21 protein-coding genes and 1 tRNA gene are annotated in these 18,275 nt (G+C 57.2%); 18 read left to right on the top strand and 4 right to left on the bottom strand.

What is annotated here, in order from left to right; all coding sequences use genetic code 11:
- From JJQ76_RS04710 to JJQ76_RS04690, 5 genes are all read left to right on the top strand, one after another.
- Window positions 1–258 carry a YkgJ family cysteine cluster protein gene (locus JJQ76_RS04710; protein WP_210395570.1) on the top strand — a complete coding sequence of 86 codons (258 nt, stop codon included), beginning with the start codon at window positions 1–3 and terminating at the stop codon, window positions 256–258.
- A gap of 63 nt (window positions 259–321) precedes the next feature.
- A complete protein-coding gene (tsaB, locus tag JJQ76_RS04705; RefSeq protein ID WP_210395569.1) occupies window positions 322–1,020 on the top strand; it encodes a tRNA (adenosine(37)-N6)-threonylcarbamoyltransferase complex dimerization subunit type 1 TsaB in 699 nt (232 codons plus the stop codon).
- A complete protein-coding gene (locus JJQ76_RS04700) occupies window positions 1,020–1,829 on the top strand; it encodes an undecaprenyl-diphosphate phosphatase (RefSeq protein ID WP_210395568.1) in 810 nt (269 codons plus the stop codon). The genes tsaB and JJQ76_RS04700 overlap by 1 nt, the downstream gene beginning before the upstream one ends.
- Window positions 1,830–1,905: 76 nt before the next feature.
- The gene (locus JJQ76_RS04695; protein ID WP_210395567.1) at window positions 1,906–2,193 is read left to right on the top strand and encodes a hypothetical protein; all 288 of its coding nucleotides are present in this window, start codon (window positions 1,906–1,908) and stop codon (window positions 2,191–2,193) included.
- A 4-nt stretch (window positions 2,194–2,197) separates the two neighbouring features.
- Entirely contained in the window at window positions 2,198–3,019 is an 822-nt protein-coding gene (locus JJQ76_RS04690; protein WP_210395566.1) for a class I SAM-dependent methyltransferase, read from the top strand.
- Here JJQ76_RS04690 and JJQ76_RS04685 read toward each other — a convergent pair.
- Window positions 3,013–3,222, bottom strand: coding sequence for a SlyX family protein (locus JJQ76_RS04685; protein WP_210395565.1), 210 nt, complete (start codon window positions 3,220–3,222; stop codon window positions 3,013–3,015). The two genes, JJQ76_RS04690 and JJQ76_RS04685, sit on opposite strands and share 7 nt — an antisense overlap.
- Before the next feature lie 260 nt (window positions 3,223–3,482).
- Between JJQ76_RS04685 and JJQ76_RS18115 the strand changes: the two genes are divergently transcribed.
- On the top strand, window positions 3,483–3,902 hold the full coding sequence (locus tag JJQ76_RS18115) for a cold-shock protein (RefSeq protein WP_281411953.1): 420 nt from the start codon (window positions 3,483–3,485) through the stop codon (window positions 3,900–3,902).
- A 63-nt stretch (window positions 3,903–3,965) separates the two neighbouring features.
- Here JJQ76_RS18115 and JJQ76_RS04675 read toward each other — a convergent pair whose 3' ends face one another.
- Window positions 3,966–4,625: a DsbA family protein gene (locus JJQ76_RS04675; RefSeq protein ID WP_210395563.1), complete on the bottom strand. Its 660-nt coding sequence runs from the start codon at window positions 4,623–4,625 to the stop codon at window positions 3,966–3,968.
- Between the two features lie 51 nt (window positions 4,626–4,676).
- Here JJQ76_RS04675 and JJQ76_RS04670 point away from each other — a divergent pair.
- The 10 genes from JJQ76_RS04670 (at window position 4,677) to JJQ76_RS04625 (ending at window position 14,157) form a co-directional block, all read left to right on the top strand.
- Window positions 4,677–4,753, top strand: a tRNA-Met gene (locus JJQ76_RS04670).
- A 470-nt stretch (window positions 4,754–5,223) separates the two neighbouring features.
- Window positions 5,224–5,571 carry a winged helix-turn-helix domain-containing protein gene (locus JJQ76_RS04665; RefSeq protein WP_210395562.1) on the top strand — a complete coding sequence of 116 codons (348 nt, stop codon included), beginning with the start codon at window positions 5,224–5,226 and terminating at the stop codon, window positions 5,569–5,571.
- Window positions 5,568–6,116: a hypothetical protein gene (locus JJQ76_RS04660; protein ID WP_210395561.1), complete on the top strand. Its 549-nt coding sequence runs from the start codon at window positions 5,568–5,570 to the stop codon at window positions 6,114–6,116. The genes JJQ76_RS04665 and JJQ76_RS04660 overlap by 4 nt, the downstream gene beginning before the upstream one ends.
- Before the next feature lie 370 nt (window positions 6,117–6,486).
- A complete protein-coding gene (locus JJQ76_RS04655) occupies window positions 6,487–6,717 on the top strand; it encodes a sulfurtransferase TusA family protein (protein WP_210395560.1) in 231 nt (76 codons plus the stop codon).
- A 31-nt stretch (window positions 6,718–6,748) separates the two neighbouring features.
- Complete coding sequence (locus tag JJQ76_RS04650; RefSeq protein ID WP_210395559.1) at window positions 6,749–7,096, top strand: hypothetical protein; 348 nt, start codon at window positions 6,749–6,751, stop codon at window positions 7,094–7,096.
- Window positions 7,097–7,098: 2 nt separating this feature from the next.
- Window positions 7,099–8,424 carry a LuxE/PaaK family acyltransferase gene (locus JJQ76_RS04645; RefSeq protein WP_210395558.1) on the top strand — a complete coding sequence of 442 codons (1,326 nt, stop codon included), beginning with the start codon at window positions 7,099–7,101 and terminating at the stop codon, window positions 8,422–8,424.
- Window positions 8,425–8,504: 80 nt separating this feature from the next.
- A complete protein-coding gene (locus JJQ76_RS04640; protein ID WP_210395557.1) occupies window positions 8,505–9,995 on the top strand; it encodes a B12-binding domain-containing radical SAM protein in 1,491 nt (496 codons plus the stop codon).
- A gap of 27 nt (window positions 9,996–10,022) precedes the next feature.
- The gene (locus JJQ76_RS04635) at window positions 10,023–10,697 is read left to right on the top strand and encodes an NnrU family protein (protein ID WP_210395556.1); all 675 of its coding nucleotides are present in this window, start codon (window positions 10,023–10,025) and stop codon (window positions 10,695–10,697) included.
- Between the two features lie 374 nt (window positions 10,698–11,071).
- Window positions 11,072–12,373, top strand: a complete 1,302-nt coding sequence (locus JJQ76_RS04630; RefSeq protein ID WP_210395555.1) for a YceK/YidQ family lipoprotein — start codon at window positions 11,072–11,074, stop codon at window positions 12,371–12,373.
- 344 nt (window positions 12,374–12,717) lie between these two features.
- Window positions 12,718–14,157, top strand: a complete 1,440-nt coding sequence (locus JJQ76_RS04625) for an aspartate aminotransferase family protein (RefSeq protein WP_210395554.1) — start codon at window positions 12,718–12,720, stop codon at window positions 14,155–14,157.
- 83 nt (window positions 14,158–14,240) lie between these two features.
- Here the strand turns inward: JJQ76_RS04625 and JJQ76_RS04620 are convergent, their stop codons facing one another.
- On the bottom strand, window positions 14,241–15,788 hold the full coding sequence (locus JJQ76_RS04620) for an SLC13 family permease (protein ID WP_343232481.1): 1,548 nt from the start codon (window positions 15,786–15,788) through the stop codon (window positions 14,241–14,243).
- A 494-nt stretch (window positions 15,789–16,282) separates the two neighbouring features.
- Between JJQ76_RS04620 and JJQ76_RS04615 the strand changes: the two genes are divergently transcribed.
- Together JJQ76_RS04615 and JJQ76_RS04610 are read left to right on the top strand one after the other, a co-directional pair.
- Window positions 16,283–16,669: an MmcQ/YjbR family DNA-binding protein gene (locus tag JJQ76_RS04615; RefSeq protein WP_210395553.1), complete on the top strand. Its 387-nt coding sequence runs from the start codon at window positions 16,283–16,285 to the stop codon at window positions 16,667–16,669.
- Window positions 16,670–16,676: 7 nt separating this feature from the next.
- Window positions 16,677–17,021 carry a hypothetical protein gene (locus tag JJQ76_RS04610; protein WP_210395552.1) on the top strand — a complete coding sequence of 115 codons (345 nt, stop codon included), beginning with the start codon at window positions 16,677–16,679 and terminating at the stop codon, window positions 17,019–17,021.
- A gap of 879 nt (window positions 17,022–17,900) precedes the next feature.
- On the opposite strand, the gene JJQ76_RS04605 is transcribed toward JJQ76_RS04610, so the two are convergent.
- Complete coding sequence (locus JJQ76_RS04605) at window positions 17,901–18,248, bottom strand: RidA family protein (RefSeq protein WP_210395551.1); 348 nt, start codon at window positions 18,246–18,248, stop codon at window positions 17,901–17,903.
- Between the last annotated feature and the right edge of the window lie 27 nt (window positions 18,249–18,275).

Genomic DNA, 18,275 nt, shown 5'->3' with positions numbered 1-18,275 from the left:
ATGGAGTGCCGCCGCGGCTGTGCTGCCTGCTGTATCGCACCTGCCATATCCAGCGCCATCCCCGGTATGCCCGAGGGTAAACCGGCCGGTGTCGCCTGCGTACAGTTAACTGAAAATCTCGACTGCAAGCTGTTTGGGCTGCCGCAGCGGCCGGTTGTTTGCGGGCGCTTTCAACCCCACCCGGAGCATTGCGGAGAGAGCCGTGAGCAGGCGCTCACCATACTGACTCGCTGGGAACAGGACACGGCTGCTGATTAAGCGCGCTCCTCGGGGTAGAATGGCGCCTTTTCTTTTCGACCTTGAATCCGGACCCCGTGCGCCATGAGCCGAATCCTCGCCCTTGATACCTCCTCGGAGGCCTGTTCCGCCGCCCTGTGGCTGGATGGTCGCTGCCTCGAACTGTATGAGCAGGCGCCGCGTCAGCATACCAAGCTGTTGTTGCCGATGGTCGAACGACTGCTGATCGATGCCAGCCTGGTGCTCACGGATCTGGATGCGATCGCTTTTGGGCGCGGTCCCGGCTCGTTCACCGGCTTGCGTATTAGCGCCGGCGTGGCGCAAGGGCTGGCGTTGGGAGCGAATCTGCCGCTGCTGCCGATCTCGACTCTGGCCGCATTGGCCGATGCGCGTCTGCAGGAGCAGCCGGGTGAGGGTGTACTGGCCGCCATTGATGCGCGCATGAACGAAGTCTACTGGGGTTTTTATCGCCGCGCCGGTGGCAGCGTGACGCTGGTGGGTGCGGAGCATGTGGGGGCGGCTGCGCGAATTGCGGTGCCAGACGACTTGGATCTGGGCCAGCACTGGCTTGGCGCGGGCACCGGCTGGCAGTTTGCGGCCGAGATGCCGGCGGCGGTAACAGGCAGCATTCACGCGATAGACCCGGAACTGCAACCTGCCGCAGGGGCCATGGCCCGGTTGGCGGCTGTGGCGTTTAAACGTGGCGAGGCGATGGCGCCAGAAGCGGCGCAGCCGCTCTACCTGCGTGATGATGTGGCCCACAAGAAGGGGGGCGCGCGCTGATGCCGCTGTTCCATATCGTGGTATTGGCGCTGATTCAGGGACTGACCGAATTCCTGCCAGTTTCCAGTTCGGCGCACTTGGTATTGCCCAGTGAGCTGCTCAATTGGCCGGATCAGGGATTGGCGTTCGATGTCGCTGTCCATGTCGGGACCCTGGCCGCGGTGCTGCTCTATTTTCGCCGCGACTTCATGTTGTTGATCTACGGCTGGTTGCGTCAGGTCAGCGGCGGTGGCACCAGTTACCATGCCCGCCTGGGGTGGATGCTGATTGTGGGCACTGTGCCTGCGGTAGCGGCGGGGTTGCTGTTCAATGATTTTATCGAGCAACACCTACGCTCGATGCTGGTGATCGGGATCGCCACGGTGGTCTTTGGCGTGCTGTTGGGCTGGGCGGATCATGCCCGAACCGAGCGGCGTATCTCCCGTGACATGCGCTTTAGCGACGTGATGATCATTGGTTGCGCCCAGGCATTGGCGCTGATCCCGGGTACGTCACGTTCGGGGATCACTATTACCGCGGGCCTGATGCTGGGACTGCGGCGTAAAGCGGCGGCCCGGTTCTCGTTTTACCTGTCGGCGCCGCTGATCCTGGCCGCCGGTAGCTACAAGACACTGGAGCTGATCCAGATGGGCGAACGCGCCCCCTGGCTCGATATCAGCCTCGGTGCCGGATTATCCGCGGTGAGTGCTTATGCCTGTATTCACGTGTTTCTGGTGTTGCTGAACCGCATCGGTATGTGGCCATTCGTGCTCTATCGGTTGCTGCTGGGGACCGCCCTGGTCGGTGTCTGGATGATGTTGCCGGCCTGACGCTAGCGCATTGGTTTGCTGGCGAGAGTCGGCTACAATGCCAGCAATCACTGCTGCCGGCTAAGGACATCACTGCATGCGGATTGGCGCCGCCTCCAACTTACCTCCTTTTCTGCCCAAACCATCGGCCCGTCAGGCGCCTGTTGCGGTCGGCGAGCAGGATGAGGGTGGCGGCAAGCAACGCTCGGCGGCGCCGCTCGAGCGCGCTGACGCTGCCCGACAAAGTGACAACAGCCGTTTCTACTCCACTGATCGCACCCTGCCGTTCTCCGGGCGGGAAGCGATCTCTCTCTATCTGACCAACGCCAGCCTTAACTGGCAGCCCGGTGAAAGCGAGCTGCTGGGTATCGACCTGTACGCCTGAATTGATGAGTTCACCTCTGACTCCGCCGTTGCAGGTGGTTGCTGCAACTGAAACTGAACAATCCCGTGCTCGACTCCTTGCCGACCAGTTGCAGGTACCGCTGCTGCCGGTGCTGACAGATCTGCGTCAAGTCGAAGAGGGGGGCGTGGTTCTGGTGGTCGCTGCTGATGGTCTGGCCGCACAGGAAACCGGGCGCAAGGCACCGGGGCCGGTGCGCGTCGATTTTCTCGGCGGCGCGGTCGCTCACCGGCGCCAGTTTGGCGGCGGAAGTGGTCAGCAGATCGCCAAAGCGGTCGGCATTCGGAGTGGCGTTCGCCCCCGGATCGCGGACCTGACCGCCGGTCTCGGGCGTGATGCCTTCGTACTGGCGTCGCTGGGCTGCGAACTAACGCTGTGCGAACGAGCCCCGGTGGTTGCCTTGCTGCTGGATGATGGGCTGCGGCGGGCAGCGGATGACCCTGAGGTGGGTGAGATCGTTGCCCGAATGACGTTCCAGCCAGGTTCTGCTCATGACTGGTTACGGTCACGGCTTGGCGCGCCGGAGTCGTCGCGCCCCGAGGTGGTCTACCTCGATCCCATGTTTCCCCACAGTAACAAAAGCGCACAAGTGAAGAAGGAGATGCGCCTGTTTCGCGATCTGGTCGGCGCTGACGAGGATGCCGGCGAACTGTTGCCTATGGCCCTCGATGTGGCATTGGCACGGGTGGTGGTTAAGCGGCCGCGCAAGGCACCTTACCTGGCTGATCACCGCCCCAGTCACAGTCTGGAGGGCAAGTCCGGGCGTTTTGATATCTACGCACTGAAGGCTTTGCAGCGATCTCAGTAATGGGGTGGTGGCGGTTCGTCCGCAGCATTGCTGCCAGGGTTGTTTTGCACCGCTTTCAGCTGTTGGTGCAATAGTTTAACTGCTTCGCGCAGCTCTTCTATTTCCCGCTGTTGATGGGCCAGCGCATCACTCAGCTGTTCCAGCGCGTCATCACCAAACGCCTGTTTGGTTTCGAGTTCGATCAGGCGTGCTTCCAGATCCATGTTGCTGTCCCTCGCCGGCTGCTGTTGCCGGATTAAGCTGTTGAATTTTTTGGTGGCAATCGTTATATAGTGGGGCTGTTCCGCACGTTCAGGAAGGATCGCGCTCGACCAAGGCAACGGTTGGCGAGACCTTTCAGGCTGTAAACGGCGTGGAACGAATCTAACTATGTTGCCAGTTTTCGGGGGTGTTTAGAGTGGGTCCCCGAGATATTTGTTTAAATTCTTCATGTTGTGAGAAGTTTATAATGAAAACAAAGTCAATGTTACAAAGTGTTGTATATAGCGCCATTGCGGCGGTGGTCGCACCGTTTGTGCTGCAAGCGGTGGCGGGATTACCTGAGGGACAATTGGTGGCAGCCGGCGGCACGGTGTTCGTGCTCTGTCTGCTCAGTAGTTTGTTGTCCGCGTCAGGCGGTTCTGCTGTCGTGTCCGGTAATGATGGCGTCGAGTATGTCAACGACGCTAACGACAATCGCGAGGCCGGCACGGTGAAATGGTTCAACGTGACCAAGGGGTTTGGTTTTATTACCCGGGATCAGGGTGACGACGTATTTGTCCATTTTCGTTCCATCCGTGGCACGGGGCACCGTTCTTTGACCGAAGGTCAGCGTGTACGCTTTGATGTTGTTCAGAGCGATAAAGGGTTGCAGGCTGAAGACGTATCGGTGGTTCGCAGCTAAGCTGTCCGGTGCGGCGGCGTCGCCGTCGCACCTCTCTTCTCTTTTCTTCTTTTTTTCCGGTTTTCATTCTCTCAGCAGACCACGTCTGCGCAAGGCCTGCTCTAGCTCGGCCCGGGCGCAATAGCCGCTGATCACCGGTATCGCTTGCTGCTCGTGCCAGTAAACCAACGCCGGATAACCCTGTACCAGCAGTCGATCACGCCAACGCAGGTGCTCGGTCAGCCGAATCGTGACCGCTTCAGAGGCGAGCAGGTCGGCAAAGGGTGCGGACGGCAGTCCTGTCTCCTCCGCCAGTTGCACTAAAACCGAGGTTTCGGAGGGGTTGAGTGCGCGCAGGTAATAACCCCGCTGGATGGCATCAATCATCGCTGCGAATGCGCCGGCAGCAAGAGCCTCTGCCGCAATGACGGCACGGCAGGCTGCAAAGGTGGCTCGGCGAGGGTTGTTTTGCTGCCAGAAAGCATGGTTGAAACGGGCCCCGGTGAGCGCTTCAATGTGCTGCCATATCCGCGCGATCTGCTGTTGCATGGCGGGCGACATAGGATCGTCTGTGTCCGCCGCCAGTCCGCCCATCACATAGACCAGCGGCTGGTTCAAGCGGTCGTCATCCACCACCGACTGGAGCGCTGGGGCGAAGGCCCAGCACCAGCTACACATCGGGTCCATGACGTAATACAACGCATCTTCAGAGGTCGCGTTATGGAAAAGTCGTAAATCTTTCATAAATCCGCTTGACGAACCTCCAACCGATCAATAATATGCGCTCCACGTTGATGCGGGGTGGAGCAGCCTGGTAGCTCGTCGGGCTCATAACCCGAAGGTCGTCAGTTCAAATCTGGCCCCCGCTACCAATTTTCGGAAGGCAGATCAGTTACTTACTGATCTGCCTTTTCCGTTTCTGGGGTCAGCAAATGGCCATGTGACAAAATGTGACAGATTCTGTGGCACGGGCTTCAAGTTGCTCACAGCGGTGCCCGGAAAAACGACCTTAAGTCTGAATACGTCACACCGGGATTACTGCCCCAGTCCTTCATGCTCATCGGGTGTCGATGGAAATTCCAGCGCTTTGGTGTTGAGCAATGGCGCTACCCTCAGAGAATAGCTACCGAAGTTCCAGAATAGTCGTCTAACTAGGCTTTAAGCCAAGGCGGGCCACATCATGAACAGCGGACAGGTACAGCAAGCCTGTATTGGTCAAGGTTCAGTGTACCTGTATACGCCCCGATCACCATGATTTAAAAACAGGATGATATGAACTACTATTTGGTTCATATGGGTTTTATGTTGGTTTATTGATCGCACAATCACTGGACACCATCACATGCTGGAAGGGCTACTTGGTAACATCAATAAAGAGCGGGTGCTGGTTTACTTAGTTGCCCGGGGTGAAGGCTATCCGCGGGAAATTGCTGCCTTCTTTGATGCACCGCTAACGCCCATCCAGGCGCAAGCTGAAAAGCTTGAGACTGCGGGCGTCTTGTGCAGCCGTTTTGTAGGCCGCACGCGGGTATTCAGTTTGAATCCCCGCTGTGTTTATCGTGACGAATTAAGAGCATTGATCGAGCGAATCATTGAGTTCTATCCAGAGACGCTGCGAGAGTCGTTGCTGGAAAATCGTCGACGGCCACGCAAACCGGATAAACCACTTCAACGGCGGAACAGCGCATGAGTGAGATTGACTATTCCACCATTAGCGCCCGAGACCTGGCCGGGCTGATTGGTTCCCATCTATCAAACGAGGGCATTGATGTCACTCTGGTCGGCGGCACTTGCGTATCGATCTATTCTGATAACCTCTATCAGTCAGACGATCTCGACTTTGTCGATCGCTCTTACACTCCGAGCAAACACTTAAAAGCAGCGATGGCGAAACTCGGATTTTACCCGATTGGTCGCTACTACGAACATCCCTGTTGCCCCTTTTTAGTGGAGTTCCCGCCAGGACCTCTCTCCGTAGGTGATCAACCGATTCGTCAGTGGGCTACGTTGACCACACCGCTCGGCACGTTTTCGCTGATCACTGCTGAAGACTGCATTAAGGACCGCTTAGCGGCGTTTTTTCACTGGAGAGATCGGCAGGCTTTTCAGCAAGCGCTTTGGGTCGCAAAAGACCAACGAGGGGAGTACGACCTGAATGCGATTAGAGCTTGGTCTGAGCATGAAGGCGAGCTGGCCAAGTTCGATGAATTTATATCCTTGCTGGAACGGGATTAATCACCTTGCGACATGAATCACAGCAGCGGTATTTTACAGCGGCTAACCGAGATAGAGTATGCGCTCCAGCAGCGGGATCACGAGCGTCATCTGCTTGAGCAGGAAAAGCCGCTTTACTCGTCCAGTAGTCATCAACAGCCAATAGCCTCATAGCTATGTTGCTGCCGTGTTCGCTTGGATATACCGATATAGCCACTATCGCTGGGTGTTTGTTACAGACTATTTAGCTCCTTGCAGCTGTTTTGGCGCGTTCCCTTTGATCGTGCGGAATGCCACGCGCCGCGCGCCTTGTGCCGGCTGGGGGCTTCCGGTAGTCTTCTGGCCGTATTTGATGCTCGACTATGGGTCTTTATCCGCAGGGAGATACGGCGTGTCGATAGAGCTCGATCTGCGCGGGCTGGTCTGCCCTCTGCCGCTTATTCGCCTGACCGCCCGCCTTGAGGAACTCGACGGAGGCTGTCGCTGTCTGGTGTTGGCTGACGACCCGGGTTTTGTTGATGATCTGCCCGACTGGTGTGCCGCAACCGGCCATCGACTGGTGACTCTGGATCTGGTGGAGGGTGTTTGCCGGGCTGAAGTGGAAAAACTGGCTGCGACCTGACACACCACCTTTTATATTTTTAGGACTACTCATGCGCCCCTGGCTGATTCTGCTTAACAACTTCTGTCACGACCTGTTTACCGGCCTCTGGTTTGGCAGTTTCGTTACCATCTTCGTGCTGCGCGAAAAAGCGTTCGAACTGGGCGCGCCGGGCCCCTGGCTGGCGGAGCTGAACAGCTTCTTTTTCACCTTCTGCTGGGTATCACTGCTGCTGGTGTGTCTGACCGGGCTATTCCGTTTTCTGTTCGATCGCAAGGGTGACGGCGGTATCAGCAAAGACAATTGGCAGGTGAAGAAGCAGATGTTGATCGTCAAGCACGCGGTGCTGGGAACCGCTTTTGTCGGCGGTAGCTGGCTCAGCTATATCTGGACCCACTGACAATGCGAAGCCGGGAGCAGTTGGGCGCCGCCGTCCACCAATTGATTGCCGCCGGTGTGGCCGGCGATCCCGCTGATTTCGAACCACTGGCGCTGGAGCTCTTCGCCTACCAGTACCAAGCCAATGAGCCCTACCGCCAGTTCTGCGACGCCCGCGGCGTCACGCCTGAATCAGTGAGCCGCTGGGATGAGATCCCGGCGTTTCCTACCGATGCCTTCAAGCGTGAACTGGTGACCTCCTTTCCAGCCGAAGAGGCGGTTATGGCGCAATTGACCAGCGGCACCACCGCCAACCGTCGCGGCCAGATCTACCGCGATTCTCTGGGCAAAGAACTGGTGTTTGCCGCCAACCGGGTGATGACCGCTGCTTACCTGTTTCCCGATTTCGAAGCCCGAGAAGCCGCCGGTCTGCCGCGCTGTCGGGTGCTGATTCTGGCGCCCAGCCCGCAGATGGCGCCCTCCATGGGCATGGCGATGGGGATGGAAGAGACCCGGGTGCGCTTCGGTGCCGACAACAGCCAGTTCTTGCTCGCGCGCAGCGGTATCGATATCGACGCCATGGTTGCTGCGCTGGAAGAAGCTGAAGCCAGTGGCCAGCCGGTGGCCTTTATCGGCGGCACCGGCGCCTTTGTTTATTTTCTCAAGGCCTGCCAGAAACGCGGGCTGCGGTTCCAGCTGCCGACGGGGAGCCGTATCGGCGACGGTGGTGGCTATCGTGGTCGCTTCGGCGAACTGGACCGGCAGCAGTATTACGACTTGGTGCAAGGGGTGCTTGGTATCGATGCGGACCACTGCGTCAACGTGCTCGGCATGGCAGAGAGCGCTACCAACTTCTTCGAGAACACGTTGCGTGAGCGGACCCTGAACGAACAGGGGCAGGGCGCGCCGCGCACCGAGCGCCGGCTGATACCACCGCCCTGGACTCGCACCCAGGTGGTTGATCCGATGACCCTGCAACCCCTGGCCGCCGGGGAGCCCGGCCTGCTGCGCCACTATGATCTGGCCAATCTTCCCACAGTGCTGGGAGTGCAAAGCGATAATCTTGGGGTCATGCTCGAGGATGGCAGCTTTCGTATTCTGGGCCGCGCCCAAGTGATTGATGGTCAGGTTTCCCTGCTGCCCGCCGAGCGCACGGTTGGCCCGATGGGCGACAACAAGATCTTCCGCTTTCTCGAAACCTACGTGAACTTTTCCATTCGCTTCAAGATGGGGTTGAGCCGCCGCAAGGCGCGCCAGCCGAATCCGTTGTCGATGGGGGCGGACTGCCCCTGTGGCGAAGGGATCGAACAGTTGGTGGAGCAGGGCGATAAGGACAACCACAAGCGGTGAACTCTGTGAGATAATTGCGCTTTGTCATTTGTGTCGGCTCGTCCGGCTGGTTGGATTAATCGGATTTCTAAAGATTTAGCATGAAAAAACTACTGTTTATCGCGCCTCCCTATCACTGTTGGGGCGTTCAGGTGATCGGCACCTGGCCACCGCTGCAGTTGGCGTATCTGGCTGGCGTGGCGGTCAAGGCGGGCTTTGAGTGCCGTATTTTCGATGCGATGAACAAGTACAAAACCTTTGACGAGGTGCGCGCCGAGATCGAAGCCTATCAGCCCGACGCGGTGATTTCCCTCGACTACCTGCCAGTGTCCGGTGCCATCAGTACCGCCACGGTGCCGGCCGCGCTGGAAGCGCTGGCGATCGCCAAGCAGGTTAATCCGGCCACGGTCACCCTGATCGGTGGCCCGCACCCGACGTTCATGTACAAAGAGATTTTGACCGAGGGGGATCATCCTCCGGACTTTGTGCTGCGCGGCGAGAACGAAGCGACCTTCGACGAGTTTCTGCGCCTGTGGGGCGACGACAGTCAGCTGGCGGTGAACTGGCGTGATGTGAAGGGTCTGGCGTTTGCCGACGGCGACGAGGTGGTGAACACGGGCTTGCGCACCCATATTGATACACTGGACGATTACCTGCCCGCCTATCACCTGCTGGACTGGGAAGATTACCACTACAACATCGAGCCTTGGGGGCGGATGGGTTCCATCATGACCACCCGCGGCTGCATGATGGACTGTTCCTTCTGCTCGCACCGGGTGTTCTGGCGCGGCGACTGGCGGGTGCGTGATCCCGAGAAAGTGATCGACGAGATCCGGCTGCTGGTGGAGCAGTATCAGGTGGAGTTCATCACCCTGATCGACCCTTACCCGACCAAGGACGCCGAGCGCTGGGAGCGCCAGCTTGACCTGCTGATCGAGGCGCAGATTCCGGTGAAACTGCTTATGGAAACGCGGGTGGAGGATATTATCCGTGACCGCGACATCCTGCCCAAGTACCGCGACGCCGGTATTATCCACATGTACCTGGGCGCCGAGAGCAGCGACGACGACACCCTCAACAGTCTCAACAAGGGCACCAGCGTCGAGACCAACAAGCTGGCGCTGGACCTGCTGCGCGAGGTCGACATCATGACCGAAGCCTCGTTCATGATCGGCTTTCCCGAGGACACCCCGGAGAAGATCACCGCCACCATCGACGAGGCGATCCGCCTTAACCCCGATATCGCGGTGTTTCCGCTGATCACGCCGATGCCCTTCACGCCGCTGTACAAGCAGATGAAGTCGCGTATCCGCGTCCACGACTGGTCCAAGTACAACCTGATGACGCCGATCATCGAGCCGGACAACATGACTCTGGACCAGGTCAAACGCGAGCTGGCGCGTTGCTACATGACCTTCTACGGCAACAAGATGAAAGAGGTGATGGCGCTGCCGGACGGCTTCAAGCGCCGTTACATGATGAGCGCGTTCAAGGCGATGATGAAGGACTTCCGCACCCACTTCGACTTCGGCGATATGGAGGTTCCCCACGATATGCCGGGGCTCAAGGATCTGGCCAAGGCGATCTATTGATCGCGTGCTGACGACAGGAGGTTGACGGTGGGCGAACTGCTGGCAGCACTGGGGGGTTTTCTGCTCAGCCATATGATTCCGATGCGGCCGCGTTTTCGCCGACCGCTGGAAGCGCGTCTGGGCACCCCCGGTTTTCTGATCGGTTACAGCATTCTGTCGCTGGCGATCATCTATTGGCTGGCTCATGCCTTCAAGGCCGCTCCCTTTATCCAGCTTTGGCCCTGGGTCGAGTGGGCTGCCTGGTTGCCGGTACTGCTGATGCCGCTGGCCTGCGTGCTGATCGTGGCCGGTGCCAGCACCAGGAATCCCTTCTCGCTGGGTCCCGGCGGCGCAGGCTATGATCCGGCCAGTCCCGGCATCGTGTCGGTGACCCGCCACCCGCTGATGTGGGGGCTGGCGCTCTGGGCCGGCAGTCATATTCCCGCCAACGGCGATGTGGCCGGCCTGCTGCTGTTCGGCTTGCTGCTGCTGCTGAGTCTGGCTGGCACCTGGACCCTGGAGCGGGCGCGCAGGCGCCGCTACAGTGAGGACGACTGGCAACGCTTGCACAGGGGGACCGTTAACCTGCCGTTTGCCGCTTTTACCCGTATCGACTGGCGCGGTATCGGCTGGTGGCGCGTATTGGCTGGGCTGCTGCTGTATGGGCTGCTGCTGTTTGCCCACCAGGCGATCATTGGGATCGCGCCGCCGATTTTTTATTAGCAAATTGCGATTCGGCTTGAGCCGGTGTCCCGGTTGGATGGGAGGCCTTTCCGGTTCTGGCCCCAAAGCGGACTGTAAGCGCTTTCTAATACGAAGTTCGCCAGTGGCAGATTCCGCCCCAACGCGTTGTCTGTGGAAGACTACTGCTCGACCACTGAGGCCGCCAATAGGAGACATGCAAGCAAGCAACTTGTATCTTATCCCTCTGGCCACTAAGTAGTCATTTCATTAGGTGCCGATAAGAACGAGAGCGGCTTGAAAAGAGGTCAACTAGATACTGCCAATAATCTTTATTATCAAATTTGCTATAGATAGACTTGGGCGATGGAATCCCTTACGTGTGCTTTAACCAATCTAAGAAATGGACTTTCTGTATGATACACAAACAACTGACCCAATTTATAGCAATGTTAGCCATGATTTTTTTATCAGGCTGTGGGACAGTTTACAAACTAGATAAGGATAAAGAGCTAGAGCGATTAAACCAGAACTACTTCCATGCAACTAGTCGTGACTTTGAGCTATTAAAAGCAACAACGATGAACAGTTGGTTTGGTCCTGTTGCTTGGATTGGCATTCCTTTCGTAATCATTGATATACCAGTTTCTTTTGTGGCCGACTTAGTTTTTCTTCCAAGCGATATCAAAAGAGCAAAGCGTTATAACGTCGAGCGCATATTCTGGCGCGATGTCCATAGTAACAAAAAATTAAGTTTGTCTAACGCAGAATACGACGAGCATATCGGACTTGCTGCATCACAAACGATATACGAAAACTTATTAAAAAGTGATGATGCAAGTGGCGAGTTAGACCTGCTATATCTGAAAATGGTGTCTTTCAGGTCAATGCCAGATCCAGCTGGAAAAATCGAAAAGCATATTCTCAGTAGGATTAATAAAGATGAGGAGCTTGCGCGACTGGTCTGTGAGTTGGCGACAATAAGCGAAAACAATGACACTAAAATCAATCCACTCGCCCATAGTTTACTTGATCGGCAGAGTCAAATTCTAATTGGGCAATGCTTAAGAGATATAGTCACAAGTGGGGTGCCATGCACTAATTTGTTGGAGTATAGAGAACTGGAACCAGAATATATCGTCGGATGTTACGATGAAAGTAATCCACGAATCATTCTATCTATATCAAATCATCCTCATACACCACCATATTTACAACTTAGGGCAGCCAAGTTCGCATTCTCTGAATTTTCTAAAAACCGCAACGTCAATATGAACATGGATATATTAAGATCAATATCTAGGGAAACTAATAATTCCAATGTTGTGGAGTTTTTAGCATCATGTGCACTAAGCGAAGTAGATGAGTATATTGTTAGAAAAAAGTCTCTGTCGTCAAGCGCCAGAAAAAATATTGAAAAAAGAGCTTACGACTATATTGTAAAAAGTGTTAAGTCGGATTGGCTATCGCCATATGCCTTTAGACATAGTGCTCGATATGTTATTGAAACAACAAAAAACATAGATTACATAGAGTCATTCATAAGCATGGGGTTTGAATACTTGATCTTCGATAATCTTGAAAGAAACATCAATACCAGCATTCAGCAGAAAATTAGAATCAATAAATGGAGTTCACTTCACAATAGTCGTGACAAGGATGAACTTCTTAAAAAAAGAATGGAATTTATCGGGAATACAACAACCTCTGGAGTATGACCAGCATGGTGTATTTACTGCGATCTAGTTCTGCACGGAAATTTTCGCTTTATGGTTAAGGACAAGTTTATTTTCATTATATAAGTAGTTTCTAACGGTCCGTTTTGTTCGCAATGCGGACACTATTCCTAACCAACTGACATAGAGAGCGACGCCTCGTAGTCTTTCTGCCTGTATCTGCACGCAACGGAAATAAGAGCCCAGCCAGCCTCAGTGGTCGTTGCCAGCCTTGGCGTGCAAGTAACCGATTTATACGTTCTCGTTAACGGCAGCCCGTTGAATCGCAGCGACTTTTGTCGCAGTCTGTGGCGGTGACCGCTCGTTGTTGATACCAAGGATTCCCCATGCCCCGCCTGCTGACCACCGATGACGCCGAACAGCTCTCCATACAGGAGTTGTGGGGGCTGTATCGCGATTACGTCAATCCCGGCCAGATCGCCATGATCTCCAGCTTCAGCTTTGGCCAGGAGCGGGCGGTGCGTGCCGAGGGTTGCTGGATAGAGACCGACAGCGGTCGGCGGGTGCTGGACTTTACCGGCGGTATGGGGGTGCTCAACCATGGCCATAACCACCCCCGCATCCTCGCTGCCCGGGCACGCTATCAGCAGGCGCAGCGGCTGGAGGTGCACAAAAACTACCTCTGTCCGCACTTGGCCGCGCTCAGCCACAATATCGCCCAGCTGCTGCCGGGCGATCTGGATATCAGCTACTTCCCCAACTCCGGTGCCGAGGCGGTGGAGGGGGCACTCAAACTGGCCTACAAGGCCCATCAGGGCAAACGTAGTCAGGTGCTCTACAGCAACCTGTCGTACCACGGTAAGTTGCTGGGCTCGGCCTCGGTATCCGGCTCGGCGGAACTGCACTTCCGTTATCCGGAGATCCCCGGTTGCCAGCCCTTTGTCTACAACGATCTGGACTCGGTTAAGGTGCTGTTTGAACAGTGCCGCAAAGCGGATGGCAGCAGTGATCTTTACGCGCTGATTGTCGAGCCCTTCAGCGCCAGCACCCTGACCGCCTGCAGCGAGGCGTTTCTGCGCGGGGTGCGTGAACTCTGCGATCAAGAGGGGGTGATACTGATCTTTGACGAGGTGTTCAGCGGCTGGGGCAAGACCGGCACCCTGTTCCACTTTATGCGCTACGACGGCTTGTTGCCGGATATCGTTGTCACCTCCAAGTCGCTGGGTGGCGGCAAGGCCTCCATCGCTGGCTTTGTGGCCCGTGCCCCGGTGTTCAAACAGGCTTACGGCAACCTCAACGATGCGCTGCTGCACAGTACCACCTATAACGGCTTCGGCGAGGAGTGCGCCACCGCGCTGGAAGCGGTCAACGTGCTGGTGGACGAAGGTCTGGTGGAGCGCAGTGCAGCGTTGGGCACTCAATTGCAACAGGGGCTGAACGCTCTGCAGCAACGCTTCCCGGAACGGGTGTTGGAGGTGCGCGGCAGTGGCGCGCTGTGGGGGCTCAAGCTTGCTACCGGTTCAACGCTTCTGGAAAAACTCACCGGACTGATACCACTGCCACTGCTGCAGAACGAGCGCTTTCTGCAAAAGTTGGTGACTGCTGCGGTGATTAACGAGTGCTACCGTGGCGAGGATCTGCTGCTGTACCACGCCGAAAATCGAGAGGTGCTGCTGGTGCTGTCGCCGCCGCTAGTGGCGGGCGAGGCTGACGTTGAGCAGGCGTTAATGTCGCTGGAGCACGTTCTGGCGCAGGGGGTGATTGCGCTGTGTGTGAAGTTTGTGCGCAGTAAGCTGTTTGCCAAGTTTATGGAGCTGGCGGGCTGAGCTGGCAGAGATAGCGGATACTCGGCCGGGTGAGAGCGTGAACCAGAGCCCCGCTAACGCGCGAGGCCCTGGTATCACGGCGTTTAGATCTCGATGCCGAACACGAAGCTGGCCAGCAGCGTGAACAGGCCGAAGGCGACCGCGATGGCCACCAGATTAAGCAGGAAGCCGGCGCGTACCATGTCGCGCAACTCCATTTTCTCGTACGAGAACACGATCGCGTTCGGCGGCGTGGCCACCGGCATCATAAAGGCCATCGACGCGCCCAGCGCCACCGGCACGCAGAGGATGATCGGATCCAGATCAAGGCCCACTGCCACCGCTGCGAGAATCGGCAGGAAGGTCGCAGTCGATGCGGTGTTGGAGGTGATCTCGGTCAGGTAGACAATGGCGATGGTCACCAGCAGTACCAGCGCCAGGGTGCTGATCTCGACCCCGGCAACGCCGTTACCGATCCATTCCGCCAGCCCGGTCTGCTTGAAGCCGCCTGCCAGCGCCAGGCCACCACCAAACAGCAGCAATACCCCCCAGGGCACATTACGCGCCGCCTCCCAGTCGAGGGCAAATTCGCCCTTGGCGCGGGACACCGGCACGGTGAACAGAATCATCGCTGCCAGCAGCGCGATGATGGTGTCGTTCAGCGGCAGACCGGTCAGATCGACCAGTAGCTTGCGAAAGATCCATCCCATGGCGGCGCCGACGAACACGATAGCGACCAGCTTTTCGCCTCGCGACATCGCTCCCAGAGCGCCCAGCTCCCGTTTAACCACGCTGGAAGGGTCGTTGATGGCGATTTGGTGTGACGGGAACAGCAAACGGGTCAGCAGCAGCCAGGTGATGGGCAGCATTACCGCGACCACCGGAATGCCCAGCAGCATCCAGTTAAAGAAGCTGATTTCGATGTTGTAGGTGTTTTGCAGGAAGCTGGCCAGCAGCGCGTTGGGCGGCGTGCCGATCAGGGTGCCAACCCCGCCGATCGAGGCGCTGTAGGCGATGGCCAGCATCAATGCTACGCCGAAGTTACGCACCACGCGCTGGTCGTCTGTTTGCCGCGAGATAAAGTCGATCACCGATAGGCCAACCGCGAACATCATGATGGTGGTGGCGGTGTTGGAGATCCACATGGACAGGAACGCGGTAGCCAGCATGAACCCCAGAATAATCCGCGACGGTGAGGTTCCGATCCGGGTAACGATCTGTAGCGCGATTCGGCGGTGCAGCCCCACGCGTTGCATGGCCGCAGCCAGCAGGAAACCGCCGAGAAACAGAAAGATCAGCGGATGGGCATAGTTGGCGGCGACCGGCTTGATCTTGTCGATGCTCAGCAGCGGCATCACGATGATCGGCAGCAGCGCGGTAGCGGGAATCGGCACGGCTTCGCTCAACCACCAGATCACCATCCAACTGGCCATAGCCACCAGATGCCAGGCTGCCAGCGGCATATCGGCGGGCGCGGGCGCCAGTAGCAGCAGTGCCGCTACCAGCGGCCCACCCACCAGACCGGCCAAGCGCAGGTTGCTTATCGGTGTTGCTGACGGCTCGGGGCGGTTTTTGTAATCGGGATCCCGTCGGTCGCCCGGTGCCAGATAATCTTCGTCGTGGGCGTGAACGCCCTGCTTGTCGGTTGCCACTACAGACCTATCCTCATTCAAATAACGCTGTTGGTGTCGCACGTCTTTCCCTGCAAGCGGCTCGATCCGCGCAGAGATTGCGGATCGGCGCAGCGGCACGGCAAAGTGGCTGCGGGCCGGTGAAAGGGACGTGGTTTCGAAGTCTCTTGCGATCTTCGAACGTCGCTATTTAGCAAGCAGCGAGCCAGTTTTTAATTCTGGTCAAAATTCAATCAAAGCTGCGCCGAAACAGGGTTGAAAAGGGGTGTTTTTTGACTTTTGTAAATGCTCGTTAACGCTCGCCATCGGCTTGGTTTTACGGGGCGACAGCGGGGTGGTGCGTTTGGGTGGTTATTCGCCGTTTTTTCTGCGCACTATGGGTGGAATGATCCCCATTCCTGCCCGGCCGCCGCTGGTGTTGGTGTGCTTCCAGCGGAGGCTGCGGCTGTGGTACAACAAGCGCGTTCATGCTGCCGATTGCAGTCTGAGCTCTGTTGCAGGAGGCCGCGATAACCATGACCCGGGAGCAGTTCAACGATTTCTGCCGCGCACTGCCGGCCACCACGTGGGTGGTGCAGTGGGGCGGTTGTGATGTGTGGAAGATAGGCGGCAAAGTATTCGCCATTGGCAGCACCGGTAAAACGGGCAACCCCGCGTACAGTTTTAAAACCTCGGAGCTGAATTTTCATTTCCTGTCCGCCAAGGAGGGGTACCAGCCGGCGCCCTATCTGGCGTCCCGCGGCTTCAGCTGGATCCAGCAATATAATGCCCCGCAGGCCGATGATGATCTGTGCTATTACCTGCGCGAGTCCTACCGGATCGTATCCTTGGGGTTAACCAAAAAATTACAACGGCAGCTGGGGCTGAACCAGCAGCCCCATCTGCGCGCAGGCAAGGGGTAAGTGGAGGATGACCCGAACAACCAAAGCGGTATTGATGTCGTTGCTGCTGTTCCCGGGCAGCGGCCTGTTTCTGTTGCAACGCTATGTTTCGGCGGTGGCGCTCAGTGGTGCAGCGGCAGTGGCGCTTTACATGCTGCTGCGCGCGGCGCTGGTTATGGCCGAGGCGATCAGCGAAAAGATCCTGAGCGGAACCGTTCCGCTGGAGCCCATCGCGATACTGAACGCGGTTCACAGTGTCGCCGCAGCCAGTGGTCCACAAGCCAATCTGGCATCGCTGGTGTTTATGGGCTGCTGGGTGGTTGGAGTGGTGCTCAGTTGGCGAGCCGGGGATGCTAACGACCATACGCCGTAGCGCTGTCGAGCTTGGCTTTGCAGCTTGCAATAAAGCTTGGTAGTTGCGTTCGGTGAAAGGGCCGGATTCGGCGCGGAGCGGTCATGTTAGGTGGCCGACTAAATCTGCGTTTCAAGCTCCTTGTCGTGCCTACCGATACGTCCTGTTGCGCCCACCCGGGCGCATTCATTTTCTTTGAACGCTCAAAGAAAACGAATCAAAAGAAAACCGCCCCCGCTTACTTGTCGGCTACGCCGATTCCCTGCGCAGGGCACGAACAATCCGGGGATCGTCAGAATGGCCGTCCCTGGCCATACTGCCGCCGCTTCGCGCATCCAGCGCTCGCCCCTGCGGGCCTTAATCGGATTGTTCGCACCCTGCTCCGGCTGCGTAAAAGGGGGAAGATGGAGCTGCCGGAAAGTTTGGGATTTATATCCAGCGAATAAAGGGACTTAGGTTACATAGGTGACATAGGTGCGGCTGGCACCCAGGGCCCGTTAGAAAGTCGACGAGCACTGGTGTCACTTGAGGGTTTCAGCCCTTCAGGGGCAAGGCCGGGATGGCCGCAGCCGCAACAGTATGGCCAGGGAGGGCCATTCTGTTGTGCCCCTCAAGTGGCGTCAGCGCGCAGGTCCCGCAGGGCGACTTTCGTGGGCGAGTGCTTTTTGGTTACTTTTTGTCACGACTGATAAAAAGTAACCCGCCCGGGTGGGCGGAACAGAGGCTGGCATGCAACGCGGAAAAGAGCTTTGAACACTTCGCCAAGCGAGCCAAGTCAATGACCGCTCCGCGCCGATTCAAGTCATCCCCGCTACCCTTCCAAAAAACAAAAAAAAGCCCCGCTCACATCAGTAAGCGGGGCAACGGACTCGGTTGAGTCTGAGGAAAACTAGTACGCGATCAGCATGCCGCGATCACCGAAATTTCAACTTTCAGTTCCGGGCTGGCCATGGCCGCTTCGACACAGGCTCGCGCCGGAGCATGGCCCTCCGGCACCCAGGCGTCCCACACCGCGTTCATGGCGGTAAAATCATCCATGGACTTGAGGTAGAGGGTGGCGCTCAGCAGTTTGTCGCGACCGCTGCCGACCTCGGCCAACAGCTGATCCACCTTGGCCAGCATGGTACGGGTCTGCTCGGTTATATCGGCGCTGCGGTCTTCGGCTACCTGGCCGCAAAGGTAAACGGTATGGTTGTGGACCACGATCTTGCTCATGCGAGCACTGGTTTGATAACGATCAATAGACATCGGTTTCACTCGGTTTGAAAGCGTAAA

Origin of the sequence: Motiliproteus sediminis (genome assembly GCF_017912535.1) — a bacterium.
In the GTDB taxonomy this organism is placed as follows: domain Bacteria; phylum Pseudomonadota; class Gammaproteobacteria; order Pseudomonadales; family Balneatricaceae; genus Motiliproteus; species Motiliproteus sediminis.
This window is presented reverse-complemented; position numbering and strand designations above follow the sequence as displayed.

Bases quoted from the DNA above. Each gene is read 5' to 3' on its own strand.
- JJQ76_RS04710 (WP_210395570.1), top strand. From the start codon at position 1: ATGGAGTGCCGCCGCGGCTGTGCTGCCTGCTGTATCGCACCTGCCATA.
- tsaB (WP_210395569.1), top strand. From the start codon at position 322: ATGAGCCGAATCCTCGCCCTTGATACCTCCTCGGAGGCCTGTTCCGCC.
- JJQ76_RS04700 (WP_210395568.1), top strand. From the start codon at position 1,020: ATGCCGCTGTTCCATATCGTGGTATTGGCGCTGATTCAGGGACTGACC.
- JJQ76_RS04695 (WP_210395567.1), top strand. From the start codon at position 1,906: ATGCGGATTGGCGCCGCCTCCAACTTACCTCCTTTTCTGCCCAAACCA.
- JJQ76_RS04690 (WP_210395566.1), top strand. From the start codon at position 2,198: ATGAGTTCACCTCTGACTCCGCCGTTGCAGGTGGTTGCTGCAACTGAA.
- JJQ76_RS04685 (WP_210395565.1), bottom strand. From the start codon at position 3,222: ATGGATCTGGAAGCACGCCTGATCGAACTCGAAACCAAACAGGCGTTT.
- JJQ76_RS18115 (WP_281411953.1), top strand. From the start codon at position 3,483: ATGTTACAAAGTGTTGTATATAGCGCCATTGCGGCGGTGGTCGCACCG.
- JJQ76_RS04675 (WP_210395563.1), bottom strand. From the start codon at position 4,625: ATGAAAGATTTACGACTTTTCCATAACGCGACCTCTGAAGATGCGTTG.
- JJQ76_RS04665 (WP_210395562.1), top strand. From the start codon at position 5,224: ATGCTGGAAGGGCTACTTGGTAACATCAATAAAGAGCGGGTGCTGGTT.
- JJQ76_RS04660 (WP_210395561.1), top strand. From the start codon at position 5,568: ATGAGTGAGATTGACTATTCCACCATTAGCGCCCGAGACCTGGCCGGG.
- JJQ76_RS04650 (WP_210395559.1), top strand. From the start codon at position 6,749: ATGCGCCCCTGGCTGATTCTGCTTAACAACTTCTGTCACGACCTGTTT.
- JJQ76_RS04645 (WP_210395558.1), top strand. From the start codon at position 7,099: ATGCGAAGCCGGGAGCAGTTGGGCGCCGCCGTCCACCAATTGATTGCC.
- JJQ76_RS04640 (WP_210395557.1), top strand. From the start codon at position 8,505: ATGAAAAAACTACTGTTTATCGCGCCTCCCTATCACTGTTGGGGCGTT.
- JJQ76_RS04630 (WP_210395555.1), top strand. From the start codon at position 11,072: ATGATACACAAACAACTGACCCAATTTATAGCAATGTTAGCCATGATT.
- JJQ76_RS04625 (WP_210395554.1), top strand. From the start codon at position 12,718: ATGCCCCGCCTGCTGACCACCGATGACGCCGAACAGCTCTCCATACAG.
- JJQ76_RS04615 (WP_210395553.1), top strand. From the start codon at position 16,283: ATGACCCGGGAGCAGTTCAACGATTTCTGCCGCGCACTGCCGGCCACC.
- JJQ76_RS04610 (WP_210395552.1), top strand. From the start codon at position 16,677: ATGACCCGAACAACCAAAGCGGTATTGATGTCGTTGCTGCTGTTCCCG.
- JJQ76_RS04605 (WP_210395551.1), bottom strand. From the start codon at position 18,248: ATGTCTATTGATCGTTATCAAACCAGTGCTCGCATGAGCAAGATCGTG.